Source organism: Aquimarina aggregata (assembly GCF_001632745.1).
Classification (GTDB): domain Bacteria; phylum Bacteroidota; class Bacteroidia; order Flavobacteriales; family Flavobacteriaceae; genus Aquimarina; species Aquimarina aggregata.
In genome coordinates this window covers 734,891-752,299 of the sequence record NZ_LQRT01000002.1, presented here as the reverse complement: position 1 = coordinate 752,299, position 17,409 = coordinate 734,891, and the positions used below count along the sequence as shown (strand labels likewise).

12 protein-coding genes are annotated in these 17,409 nt (G+C 31.2%); 8 read left to right on the top strand and 4 right to left on the bottom strand.

The features are described 5' to 3' along the window. Window positions 1-5: 5 nt before the first annotated feature. The 4 genes from AWE51_RS05100 to AWE51_RS05085 are packed head-to-tail and all read right to left on the bottom strand — an operon-like array spanning window position 6 to window position 9,421. On the bottom strand, window positions 6-3,887 hold the full coding sequence (locus AWE51_RS05100) for an NACHT and WD repeat domain-containing protein (RefSeq protein ID WP_066310365.1): 3,882 nt from the start codon (window positions 3,885-3,887) through the stop codon (window positions 6-8). Further along, entirely contained in the window at window positions 3,884-5,668 is a 1,785-nt protein-coding gene (locus AWE51_RS05095; RefSeq protein ID WP_066310363.1) for a hypothetical protein, read from the bottom strand. The genes AWE51_RS05100 and AWE51_RS05095 overlap by 4 nt, the downstream gene beginning before the upstream one ends. A 35-nt stretch (window positions 5,669-5,703) precedes the next feature. Beyond that, the gene (locus tag AWE51_RS05090) at window positions 5,704-6,534 is read right to left on the bottom strand and encodes a gasdermin (RefSeq protein ID WP_066310358.1); all 831 of its coding nucleotides are present in this window, start codon (window positions 6,532-6,534) and stop codon (window positions 5,704-5,706) included. Beyond that, on the bottom strand, window positions 6,515-9,421 hold the full coding sequence (locus AWE51_RS05085) for a caspase family protein (protein WP_066310355.1): 2,907 nt from the start codon (window positions 9,419-9,421) through the stop codon (window positions 6,515-6,517). The genes AWE51_RS05090 and AWE51_RS05085 overlap by 20 nt, the downstream gene beginning before the upstream one ends. 431 nt (window positions 9,422-9,852) lie before the next feature. On the opposite strand from AWE51_RS05085, the gene AWE51_RS05080 reads away from it, so the two are divergent. The 8 genes from AWE51_RS05080 (at window position 9,853) to AWE51_RS05045 (ending at window position 17,378) form a co-directional block, all read left to right on the top strand. Next, window positions 9,853-10,674, top strand: a complete 822-nt coding sequence (locus AWE51_RS05080; RefSeq protein WP_198403798.1) for a M48 family metallopeptidase — start codon at window positions 9,853-9,855, stop codon at window positions 10,672-10,674. Window positions 10,675-10,811: 137 nt separating this feature from the next. Further along, on the top strand, window positions 10,812-12,134 hold the full coding sequence (locus tag AWE51_RS05075) for an MFS transporter (protein WP_066310353.1): 1,323 nt from the start codon (window positions 10,812-10,814) through the stop codon (window positions 12,132-12,134). A gap of 214 nt (window positions 12,135-12,348) precedes the next feature. Next, entirely contained in the window at window positions 12,349-12,837 is a 489-nt protein-coding gene (locus AWE51_RS05070) for a lipocalin family protein (RefSeq protein WP_066310350.1), read from the top strand. A 19-nt stretch (window positions 12,838-12,856) separates the two neighbouring features. Beyond that, complete coding sequence (locus AWE51_RS05065) at window positions 12,857-13,549, top strand: OmpA family protein (RefSeq protein WP_066310347.1); 693 nt, start codon at window positions 12,857-12,859, stop codon at window positions 13,547-13,549. Window positions 13,550-13,631: 82 nt separating this feature from the next. Beyond that, on the top strand, window positions 13,632-14,765 hold the full coding sequence (locus AWE51_RS05060; protein ID WP_066310344.1) for an NAD(P)/FAD-dependent oxidoreductase: 1,134 nt from the start codon (window positions 13,632-13,634) through the stop codon (window positions 14,763-14,765). Further along, window positions 14,759-15,481 carry a methyltransferase domain-containing protein gene (locus AWE51_RS05055; RefSeq protein WP_066310341.1) on the top strand — a complete coding sequence of 241 codons (723 nt, stop codon included), beginning with the start codon at window positions 14,759-14,761 and terminating at the stop codon, window positions 15,479-15,481. The genes AWE51_RS05060 and AWE51_RS05055 overlap by 7 nt, the downstream gene beginning before the upstream one ends. 12 nt (window positions 15,482-15,493) lie before the next feature. After that, a complete protein-coding gene (locus AWE51_RS05050) occupies window positions 15,494-16,546 on the top strand; it encodes a type III polyketide synthase (RefSeq protein WP_066310338.1) in 1,053 nt (350 codons plus the stop codon). A gap of 40 nt (window positions 16,547-16,586) precedes the next feature. Further along, window positions 16,587-17,378 (top strand): SDR family oxidoreductase, encoded by a 792-nt coding sequence (locus AWE51_RS05045; protein WP_066310336.1) that lies wholly within the window; start codon window positions 16,587-16,589, stop codon window positions 17,376-17,378. The last annotated feature ends 31 nt before the right edge of the window (window positions 17,379-17,409 follow it).

Genomic DNA, 17,409 nt, shown 5'->3' with positions numbered 1-17,409 from the left:
ACAAATTATTCAAAGACTTTATCGGGAGTAAAGCTGTATGTTCTAGAGTTTACAATAGAATCAAATTTGGTTAGATTCCATTTTTTGATATTCCCTTTAGTGTCACCAGAAACGATATAACGACCATTAGGAGAAAAGGTAGCGGCAGTAACACCATAATTGTGTCTAATTAGACTCGGTATTTGTGTAAAGTGTTTTTTACCTTTTTCCTTTTTGTAAATTTGTACAGTATTATCACTACTTGCGGTTAATAGTAATTCATCTTTGTAAAAAGCAACATCTTCAATATCACTTGTATGCGCTGTTAACGTATCTAAAGGAATAAAGGTATTATTTTTATTAATTTCCCAAATGATAGCTCTATTGTCTTTGCTTCCAGATACCATATAATTACCACTTTTTGAAAAATCAATATCTATTACTTTGTCTGTATGCGCCAAGATTACATTTGTCTTCTTTTCATCAAAATCATACATATAGATATTATTGTTGTCAGAAGCAATTGCTAAAACTCTCTTATTAGCACCATTGTATCGTATAGAGTTAACCCCTCTAATGGTATCAGAATTTGGTAACACTAAAATTTTATCTTTAGTAATATTGAGACCATTAATGATTTCATGATCACTTCTAAACCTAGAGATATTCTCTTTTATGTTATCGGCATTTATAGAAAGATCACTTTTTAGTCTAGCAATTTGGCTTTCCTTTCTTTTACCATGTACTAAGAGAATTTCATTTTCATTTTTAAAATAAATTTGAGAAATTTCTCCTTTAACTTTATTTGTAGATAGGGCCACAGGAGCGATATTCCATATTTTTATAGTTTGATCTTCACCACTGGTAATCACATAATCATTATCTATAAAAGAAACATTACGTATAGCAGCAGTATGACCAAATAGTTGTTTTAAAAGTCGACCGTTGGCATTCCATAAGGTTGCAGTTTTATCATAACTCCCTACTAATGTTTGGCTATTGTCAATATCAATCGCACTAATAACTTTGTCATCAATAAAGTTTTGTTTGTATAGATATGTAGAATCGGGTCCGTATCGTTCGATTTTACCGTTTAACCCTAATAATATAGACTTATCCTTTAGTACTTTAAAGGTGTAAACAAAGTCGTCTGTAATGTTTTTACTGTCAAGAATATCATCTACAGTATCATTACTTTTGTATAATTTATTGTCACCATATAATGCAAAATAATTTTTATGATCATCAGGAAAGACTTTTATTCTCCGAATTTCTTCGGATAGGACTTTTAGCCGTTTAATAGAATTTCTATTTCCATTATTCATTCTATAGCCTAAATTAACTTGAAACATTTCATTATCAATACCTATTAAAAAAGAATAATTATCTTGATGTTCTATATCTCCTAATTGATTTCCGAAAACAGTAATTTTGGTGCTGCCATTACGATCCAAAATGAAGGGTTTACCTTCTATATTTAGTAATTGCAGGTATATGTTTTCGCCTCCGGCTAATGTCTTTGAAGCTATAAATGTCATTAAATTACCTTCTTCATCAATAAAGGGTTCAAAGGCAATAATGTTATTTTCTTTAAAAATTTCTTTACCTCGATCATTCTTTTTTTTATACAACAAAGATCTGGCTATTAATTTGTTAGATGCTGTTAATGCAAATACGTATAATGTCGAATCATTATACTTGAGTCTTCGGGTTTTTGTTTTTATAATATGGCCTTCTCCAAGAGAAATACTGTTAAAATAGAAGGGTGCTTTTACATAATCTTTAAAAAGGTCATTTTTAAAGTTTCCTAGAAGGTCAAATGCTTTTGGGTCTAAACTATCGATATTTTCTAAAAATATAGCTTCTGATTTTTGAAAATAATTAAAAGAACTTGTTTTGTCTACTTTATATTCTTTAAAGGCTAACCCTGTAAATTTATTAATCTTATCTGTGATTTCTCTTTTGGACTTTTCATTAAACCAATTATTCTTGGCATTTCTAATATCCTTATAATTATATGCAAGAATAATAAGAGAAATTAGCATTAATACAGATATAATTCTGGAGTAATTAAAATATTTTCTAAGTTTTATATTTTGTTTTTCTTTTTCGCGTTTTTCTTTTTCTACCTCAATTATACTTTCGTCAAAAAATTGTTGTTTTAAAATAAACGTGTCTTCATTTTCGTCACTAACTATAAAATCTTTGTATTGCCTAATCCGCATTATCTTTTGAAGATTTAACAAATCTTCTTTTCTTCCGGTATCCTCATATATGGCAAAAGAAGAATCAAAATCTTTTTTGATCAAAGATCTAAAGTCATCTTCGGTTCTTATATTGCTAATCACTTTTGCAATTATATCATGACTTAACTCTGCATAATCTGTGCTAATTTTCTGATCGGTACTTACCTTAAGAATCCCTTTATCGGTCAATTCTTCAATAATCTCAGAAATAGTTTCTTTATATTCTTCTTCATTTATATTTCCCCAAATATCTGTTTGTATATCATTAGATATTTTTTGATCATCAATAACATAGTACTTGTCTTTATTCGTAGTACGAATTGGGACTCTTTTTTTAAGATCATCTCTTGTTTTGAAATGTCTTAAAAATTTAATGACACTATCTTTATGTTCGACTCCATTATTAAGTTTATTGTTGGTGTTTTTTATGATTTTATCGTTTACCTCTCTAATGTAACTTTCTAAAACATACTCTATGGATCCGAACTCCTTTATCTCTTCTTGCTTAAACTCTAATGGTGGATAGTTTTGCGTTTCTTTTGTAAGATTACTATCAAAAGTACGGTCAAAATCTACCTTATACAACCGATCTAAATACACCTGAAGAAAAGGGAGGTGATAACTATAAGTTTCGTTATTTTGAATTTTGATTTGATCAAGGATAAGTGCTATACGCTCTTGTTTTTCTTCTTGGGATAAAAACTGCTCAGAATGATCTTTGTATTGATTGATATTAAATTCTTCAAAAGACTTTTCTATTATATTTTTAACAATCTCTTCATTTGGGTGAGCTAAACGTATTTTTTTATAAAAAATATGTGGCACATACGATTGTAGTTGGTCGATGTGGCCAAAATATTCTTCGCGTAACGAAATGATTATATTAAAAGGTATTTTATAATCAAACACTAGTTTTAAGAATAAACCAAACTTATTGATTTCGTCTTTAGAACCATATACAAATAACTCTTCAAACTGATCAAAAATAATTAAAGGCGAGAATAAGGTATTAGATTCGGACTTGCCGAGATTAATGAAATACTCATAAATAGTGTTAGAAATAGCGTTGATTGCTGTGTTTTTTTCTCTAAGTTTTTCTAATAAAGCTTTTCTTTCACTACTAAATTGTCGTAATCGTTCTTTATATTTTTCTAATATAACTTTAGGATCTTCTTGCGTAGTATCAGATGTTTGATCGATTGATACAATATCTGACTTCTTCTTATTTTGTCTTAACCTTACGGTTTCTTCTTCTACATCAAGCATCATTCCTTCGATATGCTCTATCGATTTTAAAACTCTATTAAGATCATAATGGGCAGTTAGAAAATCATCTATTAATTGCGGTTGACAGCTTTGAGGATCTTTGTTAGTCGTATCAAATTTAAAGAGGTTTTTCTTAATAGACTCAATAATATTATCATCTCTTCTGATACTTATAACCTTTTTTCCCTCACTAATTTTATTTAAGAGACCACAATAGATCAAACTTGTTTTACCAGAACCAGAAGGTCCATGAAGGATCATGATTGAGGAGTCTTTATACAATTCAAAAAGTTCCAGACTTTCCTTATCTCTTCCAAAATAACTATTAATGTCGTTTTTCTTGTAAGAATCTAGAAACTTAAAAGGAGAAAGTTTTTTGGTATTTAGTGAGATCATGAGTAGGAAATTAAATTCTTTATATATTCAAAATGATCTCGTATTTTTTTCTTTTCTTCAATCTCTATGATGTCTTTTTTGCCGTCTTTATATAGGCCTAATATCATGTCTTCATTAAGAGGTACTTCAATTTCTTCGCCTAATTTGTTTTTTTTAGAAGCATCATTTCTATATACTTTTGCATTGATAACTTCTCTATAAATAAGTTTATCTGTTGCTTCAGAATATCTATCAAGATAGTATAACTTTATTTTATCTTTGGCTACCGATGTAGAGTTTACATCGAGATAAAAAGGAGATAAATTTAATTCTCTTTTTGGTTTTCCGTTATTGTTTAAAGTGGTGCATATATATACCGAATGTACATCAATATCTATTGCTCTTTCATTATCGTTTACTTCATGCACAACACTTTTCTTTGTATCTAATGCAGTAGGTCTATTACTTACCGGGTAATAAGACCTATTGATAATATAAGAACGTTGATCATCATATTTAAACTGATTATAGAAAACATCATATATAGATTCTATGGCCAATGATCTTAGGAATTTAAAATTTCTTAAGAATTTTTCAAGGTAAAATTCTGTTTTAATATAGTCATGTTTACTTTTATCGTTATGTTCAAGATATTCAGAAAAGAAATCAGACATTTCTTTAAATAGCGATTGATTTTGTAGGACTGATGTTTTTAATTCTTTCCAAAGGGAGTTATTTTCTAAATACTCGTCTGGAATATTAGTATAAATATAAACTAAGTGTTCGGATATTTTGTCTTGCACATAAGACCCCCATCCAATTTCCAGGTTTTCTCTAAGTATTTCTTTTAACTGATCGGTTAACTTTTCTTTAAATTCGGGACTTTCTTTTGAGATAGACCATATGATAGAGTAAGCCGAAAATTTAAGAAAATTCAAAAACTCTTTAAACATACTTCGTATTACCCAATATCGTTCTTTACTTAGTTTTTGGTAAATACTATTGTTTATATCATCAAAGTCAGAAAGAATTTCTAAATGAATACATAAAAAGTAAGGATAATATTTATAAAGATCTTCACTTAATTTTTCTTCGTTACGTATTTCGTCTATTAATGATTTAAAACGATTTCTAACAGGAAAACTATCGGGATCGGCATAATATGTCAAACGTTGTTCAAAGTCTTTTGCTTCATTGTTGATCTTAAAACTATAATTGTTAACTCTCTTGTCTATTTCATCTGCGGCCATTGGCCCTCTTTCTTGATCGTCAGGATTTTGGTAATGTCCTTGTAAGAAACCTTTTGCTTGCTTAAAAATTTCTGAAATTAAATCGCTGTTTTTTAAGTTATCCTTTTGGTTTAAGAGTAATTCATAAAATCTGGTAGATAAAGTTTTTGCAAAATGATCATACACAGGAGTAGTAGTGCCTATTACTATTGGGACATTATGTAAGGCCTCGACAATTTTTTGGGTAGAACACCCATTTATAAATACAATCTTTAATTTTGGTGAATTGTTTAAAATTTCAATAAGTCCTTTATCGTTAAAAATTTCATCACTAAGTTTAAGAGCTCCATCGGTATCATTATGGTGACCACTAAAATGAAAGATGGTCATATCATTTGTTAGTAATTGTAATTTACTTATAAAACCATCGATACCTTCGTTAGGGATGATTTCTTTATTAAAAACATCATTATTTTGAAGCAAAAGAACATCTATTGCTTTTCGCTCATCATCTAAATAATTTAGTGGTGCCTGAGCATCATTTTCAAATATCCCAACAAAATATTCTTTCATGATTTGTGTGTGTTTTGGTTTAAGAGTTTACTGAGTTAAAATTCTATCAGTAAAGGATTCGCTTGATTTTCATCAAGTATCAATTTAGGAATTTTTATTTGCTTAACATCAGATAAGGGTTTACTATTTACCGATCTAATAGTATCAAGCCATTGTCCTCTAGAGAATTTTCCAGTTTCTGGATCAATATTTATTTCTACACAGGTAAATGCATAAGTTAAAGGTGTTTCTCCTTTAAATTTCACTTCATTTTCAGAAACTTTCTCTATAGTTAATCCCGTTTCTACATTTCCTAAATAATCTTGTATTAACGGAATATTTATTTCGGCACTAGTTTCATTATCCTTGTAAGTGGATAATGAAAAGTCGGTACTCGTTAGAACATCAGTAATTAAGGCGAGTTTAACGTCTTTGTTTTTAGAAATTTCTTCTATAAAAATATTATCTGGATCACCTTTTATATCATTTGCCACTAAGACTTGCCCTAACTCTAGGGTATCCACATATTTACGAATTACATTGCCAAAAGAAAATGATATCTTTCCTGACCCCTTAACCGACGCTCCTATAGCGGCCGGATCTAGTCCAAACGCCTTAATAAAGTTTCCTAATATGTCAAACCCTATCTTGAAATCTATTTTTTTAGTTTTTACGTTAGACACTTGTGAAACCTGAGCTGTATTTATGGTAATGTCATGCTCAAAACCATCTTTTACCAAGAACTTAAATTCTCCTAAATATTTTGGTTTATTATCTTTTATCTCAAGCATACAAAGAGGCTGTATACGCGCTTCTGGTACTCTAACAGGATTAGCGTCAAAAAGATCTCTAATCTGATCGGTGATATTATTTTTGCATATTCTCATGATACTTATATTCTAGTTGATTTATAGCTTCTAAAAATCTATCGCCTACCTTTTTAAACCCATCATCATTTGGATGTATTTCATCATACCATTCATCTTTTTTGACTAAAGTACGCATATCAAGGTATGTAGCGTTTTTGTGTTTTTTGGTAACTCTTTCTAACAGGGCATTAAATTCATCTATAAGATAGTTAATTATGTTGGTTCTATCTTTAATTTTTGTAACTCCTTTTTCTATTAAATACCTATTTACCCAACCGTTTTTAATAGTTTTCTGGCTATGATCTGTTCGTACGTAATCATATCCATGAACAAATACTTGTTTAACATAATCAAATTCATGTATTCTATTAAAAAAGTAGTTATATGTTTCTTCTATATCTTGTGTTTTTTTCTTGTAAAACTCATTTAGATAAGAAGAGGGATCGAGACCAGAAGGCATTTTGTTTTTTAAAATAGCCACAATTGCAGGACCAATAATATCATTACCTCCACCACTTATAAGCACATATTTAGGGCGCTCTTTTTGAATTTCTTTGAGAAGTTGACCACTATGTCTATAATTTTGTATTTCGTCTCCTGCTGCAGCAATACTGCGCAATGGATATTTCTCCATTACATAATCTAGAGTATCTTTAACTAAAAACGGAAATAAAAACCAAGAATCTCCTTCTGCTACTATTATAGGTTGTTTTGGAAATAGTTTTTTTGATTTTTTGTATCGACGATATCTACGTTTATCATCCAGATAATTTCCGAGTTTAAGTTTTAAATTTTCTAAACTTTTACTTTTAATATCTGAAACTTCAGAAACATTAGGAACATCGGAAACTGTATCTACTATAAAACCATTTGATTGTTGTTTGGTATAAATACTATTAATAAATGGCGCAAGTATATCATGATCAGTATACCAGCTTAACTCATTAAGCAATTTTTGGCTGATCCTATTATACGAAGGGTTTATAAGGTTTAAATCTGTAGAATATACATCCCATTTTGGCGATTCTGGAAGAAAATCAGAAATGGCACCATGACCCATTAAATTGCCCAAATGTGTAATAGGTGGAAGCAATCCATTTTGTAACATATCTGGAATCGAAGTAGTTAAATCCTCTTGATCATTTACAATAAATAGATATCGCAACCAATCTTGTTTCCAGTTGTAAATTTCTTTGTATGTATCTAATGACCAACCAGCATAAGGAGCGCTGCGATGTTCATAAAACATTATAGATTGACCAGGTGCCAATTCTTTGGTTAGATTATCTAATGGATCGGCAGAAATGCCTAAATCAGAACTTAGTAACAAAGCTGTGACATAAATAGTTTCTTTTGAAATATTAGAAACATTGATTTGATATTTTTGAAAATATTCGTCCGTTCTAGTTTTTTGATGTTCAATTGTCATAAGATCTAAACCAGTACCTGTTATATCAATCCAAGGCTGAAGGTGATCACTTCTAATCTCTATTTTAATTGGGATTTCATCAAAACCACTATCTGGGTTTTTTAATGTAGAATAATAGTTCCATTTTAATAATGATTTTAGTTGACGCTCTAATGTTTTATAAATTACATCATCTTCAGAATCCAATAAATCAATTTGTTTAGCCAATGGTTGGTAAGGGGTTCCCGGAAGGCTTATATAAACAGTTTGATTAAAAATCGTAAGAAAAAAAGAAGAAGAAATAGAGCTACTAAGTTCAATATTTCCTAGTTCTTTACATAATGAAGTAATAAGAGATTCTGCATTCTGATCCTTATCCAAATTATTAATATAAAGATGTAAAGGAGTATAAGTAGTGGTTGTGTTTACCTGATAGGATTGTTTAAAATCTAATGAAACACCTAATTCTAAAGGATCTTTTATAAGAGCATCTTCAAGTGATACTTCTATGATTTTTGTTGTAAACTCATTGTTTTGATCAATTTTAATAGTGATCTCTGTACCTTTTTTGATGCCAAATAATTGCCCTTTGTTATAATACCACCCCTTTTTATTATTAAAGGTTATCTGGCCATTCTCATTCAAATTCTGTTTAGGATATAGGTTTAACCAAGAAGAATAATGATCGATTTTCCCTTTACCTTGAACACTTATAGTAGGCGTTTGTTTTTTATTGGTAATATCCTTTAAACTTATTTTGGCCCATTTGGTAATATCTAAATAGCTTAATTTATTATTTCTGGCTTTAAGTAATTGTAACAGGTATCGCGTAAAAACTCCACCTTTAGCATCCTCCCATGAAGATTCAGAAGCCATACAGGCAGAAATTGTAATGGCATTTTTATACGGTATTAAAGAAGTCAATTTAGAAGACTTAATACGTTCTTCACTAATTTCTTTGGAGAAAATGAAATTATCATAATCTCTTGATGAAAATATACTATTGATTTTTCTTTGCCTTGAATCATCGTTTTTCTGAAGAGTAAATGATCTGGTAATATCTCCAGAATGACAACAATCAAAAACAGTTATCAAATTAGGATCATTTTTAAATTTTGAAAATAAATACCGTAACTCTTTATCCGCTAATAGGTATGTACCGCTTTTTTCTTCTTCATCTCCATAACAAACGATGCATTCTATAGTTCCCGAATGTGCATCACTAAACCTATTTGAGCTTTGTTCTAGAGCCCCATGACCACTATAATATAAAAACACGACGTCATTATCCGTTGCATTGGCTTGTAAAGTCTGAATGGAATCTACTATATTGCCTTTAGTAGCACTTGAATTAATGAGTTTTTTAATCGAAACATTGTCGTAATTTGATTGCAATGTGTTTAAGTATGACTCAATTTTTGTTACATCACCTACACATTGTTGTAGTGGACTAGTAGTGTATTTATTTATCCCAATAAGTAATGCGTAAAGATTCATGATTGCATATTCTATATGTGTTAATAAACAAGGCTTACTTTTTTATAAAGTAAGTGTATAAATAAATCTTGTAATGTTTTGTAAATAAGAGCTTTAAAATGGGGTGGGTGATGCCTTATTTCTTTAAAAAAATGCTATTTATTTAGTAATCAATTTAAATAGTAATGTGAAATTAACAAAAAATATCATTTTTTGATCAATAAAAACCCCCCAAATAAAAGGGGGTATTTACCCTAGTGAAGTAGTAGTTATACAAATAAATGAAAAATTATACCTATAATTAATTAGAATTAAGGGCTTATATGTGTAGAATAACGATCAAAACGTGATTTCATCGAAAAAAAAGGGATACAAAAAGTGTCAATGGATTATAAGTAACAAGATTTTTGATTATTTTTAACAATCATTATAAAAAATCCTTAACTACGATTATGAATATCAAAAAATCTATTGTGAGCATATGTGTTGCATTACTGTTTATATCATGTGCAACAAACCCTTTTACAGGTAAATCTACGTTGGCTTTAGTTCCAAATTCTCAGATATTACCAATGGCTTTCCAACAGTACAATCAGTTTTTGGGAGAGAATAAAGTGGTAAAAGGTACTTCAGACGCAGAAATGATAACTAGAGTTGGACAAAGAATTTCTAAAGCATCAGAAAGATGGTTAAATGCAAATGGTTATCAGGGGTATCTCAAAGATTATAAATGGGAATACAACTTGGTTGATGATAAAACGGTAAATGCATGGTGTATGCCTGGTGGTAAGATTGTTTTCTATACGGGAATTTTGCCAATTGCAAAGGATGAAACAGGAATTGCTGCCGTTATGGGACACGAAGTTGCTCATGCACTTGCAAATCATGGTCAACAAAGAATGAGTGCTGCTCAAATACAGCAAGTTGCTGGCGTAGCTACGGCGGTCGCGGTAAGTGGAAAAGATGATAAAACACAGCAAATAGTAGGAACAGCTTTTGGATTGGGAAGCCAATTTGGAGTTATGTTACCTTTTAGCAGAAGTCATGAAACTGAAGCCGATCGTATCGGTTTACAACTTATGGCAATAGCAGGTTATAACCCTGATGAAGCTGCTAACCTTTGGAGGCGTATGAAAGCAAATAGTGGTGGGCAAGCTCCACCAGAGTTTATGAGTACACACCCTTCTAGTGATACCCGAATAAATAACCTTACCGCTTGGGCTCCCGCAGCTAGGGCAGAAGCAAAGAAATTTGGCGTAACCACTTTTAAATAATTGTAAAGTTTACGTTCTTAAAAAGATTATACTTATTTTAGAAGCTGTTCTGATTAACATTTCAGGGCAGCTTTTTTATTGAAAAGTAATATGCTTTAAAATCACAATTTATTTTATATAATTTTCACACATACTAAATGAGTAAAATATTACCTAAAGGACATAAGAAGCTATTAAACGCTTGGGCATTTTATGATTGGGCAAATTCAGTTTATAACCTTACGATATCTTCGGCCGTTTTTCCAATTTTCTGGGGAGCTTTGACTATAGTAAGAAATAATGATGGAGATATCATCAATGATACAGTACGCTTTCTAGGGTATGATTTCAATAATGATTCTTTAATAAGCTATGTTACTGCTTTAGCTTTTTTAACGGTATCATTAATAAGTCCATTATTATCCGGTATTGCTGATTATGTTGGAAATAAGAAAAATTTCTTAAAATTCTTTTGTTACTTAGGAGCCCTTTCTTGTATTGGATTGTATTGGTTTAGTTTAGATTTTCTCTGGTTTGGACTATTATGCTACTTTTTGGCTTTAATCGGGTTTTGGGCAAGTTTGGTTTTTTATAATTCTTATTTACCAGATATAGCATTTCCAGAACAACAAGATGCGATAAGTGCCAAAGGATATTCATTAGGATATATAGGAAGTGTTATCTTATTAATTGTAAATTTAATAATGATCCTGAAATTTGATTGGTTTGGTTTTGAAGATGAAGGAGTTCCTACGCGATTATCGTTTGTTATGGTCGGGATATGGTGGATAGGATTTAGTCAATATACGTATTACTATCTCCCAAAAGGAAATAAGAAAGATGTGTTAACCAAGGCTGTTGTGTTTAATGGGTTTAAAGAGCTTAAAATGATATGGCACGCCTTAAAGAGTAATATCCGTTTACGAAGATATCTTAGTGCATTTTTTGTGTATAGCATGGCAGTGCAAACGATTATGCTAATAGCCACATATTTTGGGATAGAAGAACTGGACTGGGGAGATCAAAACCCTACAACAGGTCTTATTATTAGTATATTGCTAATACAGTTAGTTGCAGTTTTAGGTGCATATTTAACTTCAAAAGCTTCTGCAAAATTCGGAAACATACAAACACTAATCACTATTAATTTTATTTGGGTTGCTATATGTATTTATGCATATAGTATTAGTACTCCAAATGAGTTTTATATAACAGCCGCAATTGTAGGTTTAGTAATGGGGGGTATTCAAGCTTTGTCAAGGTCTACCTATTCTAAGTTTTTACCTAAGGATGCAAAAGATACAGCATCTTATTTTAGTTTTTATGATGTTTCAGAAAAAATAGGGATAGTAATTGGTATGTTTTCATATGGAATTATAGCTCAACTTACTGGTAGTGTACGTAATTCAATACTTTTTCTTATTTTATTTTTTGTAGTTGGGCTACTATTACTATTTAGAGTGCCTAGAAGTAATCCTTAAAATAATACTAAATAAATTATATAAATGTAATTACAGTATACATTCATCGTTATTCTATGTATAAAGGTATTGATTAACACTTTATCTTATTTTTCTACCCTTGATCTAATTTTATAAATGTATTTTTTGCAGTTTTTATACAATCATTTTGAAATATAATACTATTGGATACGTTAACGAGATTAGCTATTTTTATAATATAAAACCAACAACAATGAAAAAACTTATGGCAGTGCTGATAGTTGTACTATTAGCTTCGTGTAATGCAACTCAGCAAGCACACAACAAGACAGTAATTTCAGCTAAAAAGACTTTAAAAGGAGAATGGTCATTAGATAAAATCACATACGACCGTTCTGGTATATTTGATGTAAATCTTTATGGTGATGCTTCTGCAGAGTGTTTTACAGGAAGTACTTGGAAATTTATTCCAAATAATAATACAGGTACATACGCGGTAAATCAAAGTAGTTGTACATCTACGGGTGCAAGAAATTTTAGATTTACTATTCCTAAACCTGAAGCGAATGGCGAATATAGTTTTATGTTTAAGCCTATTAATGCAAAAAAGAAAAGTACAAATAATAATGCAGGATATAGAATGGCACTACAACATCTTGATGATGCAACTATGACTTGGGCCATGACTGTGAGCCTAGAAGGGAAGCCTTTTGTAATTACAATGAACTTTAATAAACTATAATAACTCAAATCCATAAATGATGAATACAAATCTTAAAAAAATAACAGTGGCTTTAATGGCAGTTACCCTTTTAACAGGTTGTGATGCTGTTCAAAATGCAAATAATACTCAAAAAGGTGCAGTAATAGGTACAGCTGCTGGAGCAGTATTAGGTGGTATTATAGGTAATAATGTAGGAAAAAGAAACTCTGCGCTAGGTGCCGTATTAGGTGGTGTAGTAGGTGGTGTTGCTGGTGGTGTGATCGGTAAAAAAATGGATAAGCAAGCTCAAAAAATCGAATCAGAGATTCCAGGAGCAGAAGTAACCAGAGTAGGTGAGGGTATCGACGTTGTATTTGATGAAAATAGTGGTGTCTTTTTTGATACTAATAAGTCTAATATCAATGCTAAATCAAAAGCAAATCTAAATAAATTAGCAGGTATATTTAAAGAATACCCAGATACTAATATTATTGTCGAAGGTCATACAGATAGTTCTGGAGATGATGCATATAACATGACATTATCTCAAAAAAGAGCAAATGCAGTATCTGATTATTTGGTTTCTCAAGGTATTAACAAAAGTAGATTGACAATTTATGCCCACGGAGAAACACTTCCTAAATACGATAATGGTACGGCAGAAGGAAGAGCAAAAAATAGAAGAGTAGAATTAGGTATCGTAGCAAACGAGAAAATGAAGAGAGATGCCCAAAACGAAGTTAAACAATAGTTATATTTGTAATGATTTATTAAAAATCCCGACTGTTCTAGTCGGGATTTTTTTATGCCCAAAATTTATGTATCTTCATTAAATGACTACAGAATCATACGTACTAATTATTGGTGGGGGATTAGCCGGTTTAACCAGTGCTATTCATTTAGCTAAAGAAGGTGTTTCAGTCATTTTAATCGAAAAAGATAGTTACCCCAAACATAAAGTGTGCGGGGAGTATATTTCTAACGAAGTATTACCATATTTTAACTACCTTGATATAAACCCTGAAAAGATTGGAGCTGTAGCTATTTCAAAGTTTGTCATTACAACACAATCTGGTAATACAATTAAAAGTAAATTACCATTAGGTGGATTTGGTATTAGTCGATATAGTCTTGACCACTTTTTATGGCAAAAAGCTGCTGCACTAGGAGTAGTATTGATCAATGATCAAGTACTAGATGTGCAATATAAAAATGATCTTTTTCAGGTATATACACAAAATAAAGGACAGTTTACAACTAAATACGTTATTGGGGCGTATGGCAAACGTTCTATTCTGGATAAAACATTAAATAGAGGTTTTAGTACCAAAAAATCACCATGGTTAGCGGTAAAGGGGCATTACAATGCCGATTTTGATGTGGATACCGTTGCTTTGCATAATTTTGAAGGAGGGTATTGTGGTTTGTCAAAAGTCGAAAACAATCGAGTGAATGCCTGTTATTTAGTTAATTACGAGAGTTTTCAGCGTTATAAAGATATTCAGGTTTTTCAAGACGCAGTAATGAAAAAAAATAAACATTTAAATACCTTTTTTAACGAAGCGCAATCAATATTTGATAAACCTATTACCATAAGTCAAATCAATTTTGATAAAAAGAAACCGGTAGAAAATCATGTGTTTATGACAGGTGATGCTGCAGGGCTAATACATCCACTTTGTGGAAACGGTATGGCGATGGCAATTCAAGGCGGACAAATAATATCAAAATTATTAACTGATACCTATTCAAAAAAATTGGAAGTGTCAAGAGCAACCATAGAAGAGATGTATCTAAAAGATTGGAATACAGCTTTTTCAAAACGATTGTATGCAGGTAGAGTGCTGCAGAAGGTACTACTAAATTCAAGCTTGCAAAAAATGTCATATACTATAGCCAATATGGTTCCAGGCATTGTTCCAAAAATCATTAAACAAACCCACGGAGAACCATTAGTCGTATGTTAACTAGCTTAAAATATAGAAGTAACGAAGAAGAACTTATGGATGATCCTGAGATTGATGACATAGCACTAAACACCGCCTTATCAGATATCTCTAGAGTGAATAAAATGCTGGGAGGGAATGCGATTACAATAAAGGCAGTTCATAAATTACTACATGATCAGAATCAGGAAAGAGAGTTTACTATATTGGATTTAGGATGTGGAGATGGAGAAATGCTAAGGGCGATTTCAGATTCATTTAAAATTAAAAAGAAAAGGATACGATTGATAGGGGTAGATTTGAACGAGAAAAGCATATCTTATGCTAGAAAAAAAAGTGCATCATATCCTGAAATTGAATTTTCAACATTAGATCTTCTCGAGATTGATGCTTCAAAGCTTTCATGCGATATCATTATTTGTACATTAACATTACATCATCTAAAGTGTGAAGAGATTAAAAAAGTAATGAAAAAGTCTGTAGAACTTGCTAAAATAGGAATAGTGATCAATGACTTGCAAAGAAGCCCAATAGCGTATTATCTTTTTAAACTCTTTAGTTTCTTTTTTATTAAAGGATATATAGCAAAAAATGACGGTTTAGTCTCTATAAAAAGAGGTTTTAGAAAAAAAGAATTAGTAAACTATGCCAAGGCACTAAGACTAAAACATTATAGAATAGATTGGAAATGGGCTTTTAGGTACAGATGGATCGTAGAAACAGGTCATACAAATTAAAAAGAAAAAATATTGGATGTAAAAATTGCTACGGTAGCTAAACAGTTACCAAAATATGTAAGGGAAACTAAAGAAATATTACCTTTCGTTTCGCAGTGGTTAGATGGTCAAGAAGAACGATTTAAGCGTAAGGTGCTCAAAATTTTTGAAAATGCAGCAGTAGACAAGAGATACGGCATAATGAGTATTGAAGAAGTGTTTAGTGCAACATCTTTTGAACAAAAAAATGATATTTACATTCGAGAGGTTAAAAAACTAGGAACTTCAGTATTAGAAAAAGCCCTTAATAAAGTAAATTGGGACCCAAAATCTCTAGATTATATTATTACGGTAAGTTGTACAGGTATTATGATACCTTCATTAGATGCTTTTATTATTAATGATCTTAATTTAAGACAAGATATTGTAAGACTACCTGTTACCGAGATGGGGTGTGCAGCTGGAGTGTCTGGTATTATTTATGCTAAGAATTTTTTGCAAGCCAATCCAGGAAAAAGAGCAGCCGTGATCGCTGTAGAATCGCCTACAGCAACGTTTCAGTTAGACGATTTTAGTATGACTAATATGGTGAGTGCGGCAATCTTTGGCGATGGTGCAGCGTGCACATTATTATCTTCTGAAGAGGATATCGAAGGACCTAAAATAGTAGGGGATGAGATGTATCATTTTTATGAAGCTACGACAATGATGGGTTTTAAATTGACAAATGGCGGATTACAAATGGTGTTAGATCCAGAAGTACCAGGTAAAATTGCCAATCATTTTCCTAATGTTATTCACCCATTCTTAAAAAAATACAACAGAAGTATTGATGATATTGATCATCTCGTTTTTCATCCAGGAGGAAAAAAAATTGTACAAACTGTAGAAGAATTATTCGGGCATTTGGGTAAAAATATAGACGACACTAAAGCGGTATTAATGGAGTACGGTAATATGAGTAGTGCAACTGTCCTATACGTACTTGAACGATTTATGGATCGTAAGCCTTCAAAAGGAGAAACCGGATTAATGCTAAGTTTTGGACCTGGATTTTCTGCACAACGGATTTTGTTAGAATGGTAGATAAATAGTAATTTCATTTTAGAATATATAAACCTAAATTATGTACAAAGACTTTGCTGATAAAAATGAATGGGCTCTTATACTTGGTGGAAGCAGTGGTTTAGGTCTTGCGACAGGAAAAAAACTGGCAAAACATGGTATGCATATTATCATTGTTCATAGAAATCGAAAAAGTGAAATAAATACCATAAAAAGCGATTTTAAAGAAATTCTTGATCACGGAGTACAATTATTAACATATAATACCGATTTATTAAAACCCGAAAAACAGGCAGAAGTTATAGTCGATATAAAAGAAAAAATAAAAGACGGAAAAATAAAAACTCTGATACATAGCATTGCCAAAGGTAATTTAAAACCTATGGTGAATTCAAAGCACATCTTAAAAAATCATGATTTTCATTTAACAATTGATGCTATGGCTATTAGTCTTTATGATTGGGTAAAATTAGTTTTTGATAAAGATTTATTTGCTAAAGATACTAGGGTTATTTCTTTTACTAGTGAAGGAAATACAAAAGCTTGGGAAAATTATGCAGCTGTTTCTGCTGCCAAAGTAGCTTTAGAAGCGATTACTAGAAGTATAGCCTTAGAGTTTGCTCCATATGGTATTAAAGCCAATTGCTTACAACCTGGTGCAGTAGATACACAATCGTTGCGTATGATTCCTGGTTATGAACAAATTGTAGCACATAGCATTGATCGCAATCCTTTTAATCGTATTACTACAGCTATAGATGTGGCTAATACAGTATATTTATTCTGTAAAGATGAAGCAGCATGGATTAATGGATGTGTAATCCCAGTAAATGGAGGTGAACATTTGAACTAACGATAGTCTAAGTCTAGTAATGACAGTTTTA

What these genes read in the sequence shown, in the direction of transcription:
- AWE51_RS05090 (WP_066310358.1), bottom strand. Translation starts at nt 6,534, where the DNA reads ATGAGAATATGCAAAAATAATATCACCGATCAGATTAGAGATCTTTTT.
- AWE51_RS05055 (WP_066310341.1), top strand. Translation starts at nt 14,759, where the DNA reads ATGTTAACTAGCTTAAAATATAGAAGTAACGAAGAAGAACTTATGGAT.
- AWE51_RS05085 (WP_066310355.1), bottom strand. Translation starts at nt 9,421, where the DNA reads ATGAATCTTTACGCATTACTTATTGGGATAAATAAATACACTACTAGT.
- AWE51_RS05075 (WP_066310353.1), top strand. Translation starts at nt 10,812, where the DNA reads ATGAGTAAAATATTACCTAAAGGACATAAGAAGCTATTAAACGCTTGG.
- AWE51_RS05095 (WP_066310363.1), bottom strand. Translation starts at nt 5,668, where the DNA reads ATGAAAGAATATTTTGTTGGGATATTTGAAAATGATGCTCAGGCACCA.
- AWE51_RS05045 (WP_066310336.1), top strand. Translation starts at nt 16,587, where the DNA reads ATGTACAAAGACTTTGCTGATAAAAATGAATGGGCTCTTATACTTGGT.
- AWE51_RS05065 (WP_066310347.1), top strand. Translation starts at nt 12,857, where the DNA reads ATGAATACAAATCTTAAAAAAATAACAGTGGCTTTAATGGCAGTTACC.
- AWE51_RS05100 (WP_066310365.1), bottom strand. Translation starts at nt 3,887, where the DNA reads ATGATCTCACTAAATACCAAAAAACTTTCTCCTTTTAAGTTTCTAGAT.
- AWE51_RS05070 (WP_066310350.1), top strand. Translation starts at nt 12,349, where the DNA reads ATGAAAAAACTTATGGCAGTGCTGATAGTTGTACTATTAGCTTCGTGT.
- AWE51_RS05060 (WP_066310344.1), top strand. Translation starts at nt 13,632, where the DNA reads ATGACTACAGAATCATACGTACTAATTATTGGTGGGGGATTAGCCGGT.
- AWE51_RS05080 (WP_198403798.1), top strand. Translation starts at nt 9,853, where the DNA reads ATGAATATCAAAAAATCTATTGTGAGCATATGTGTTGCATTACTGTTT.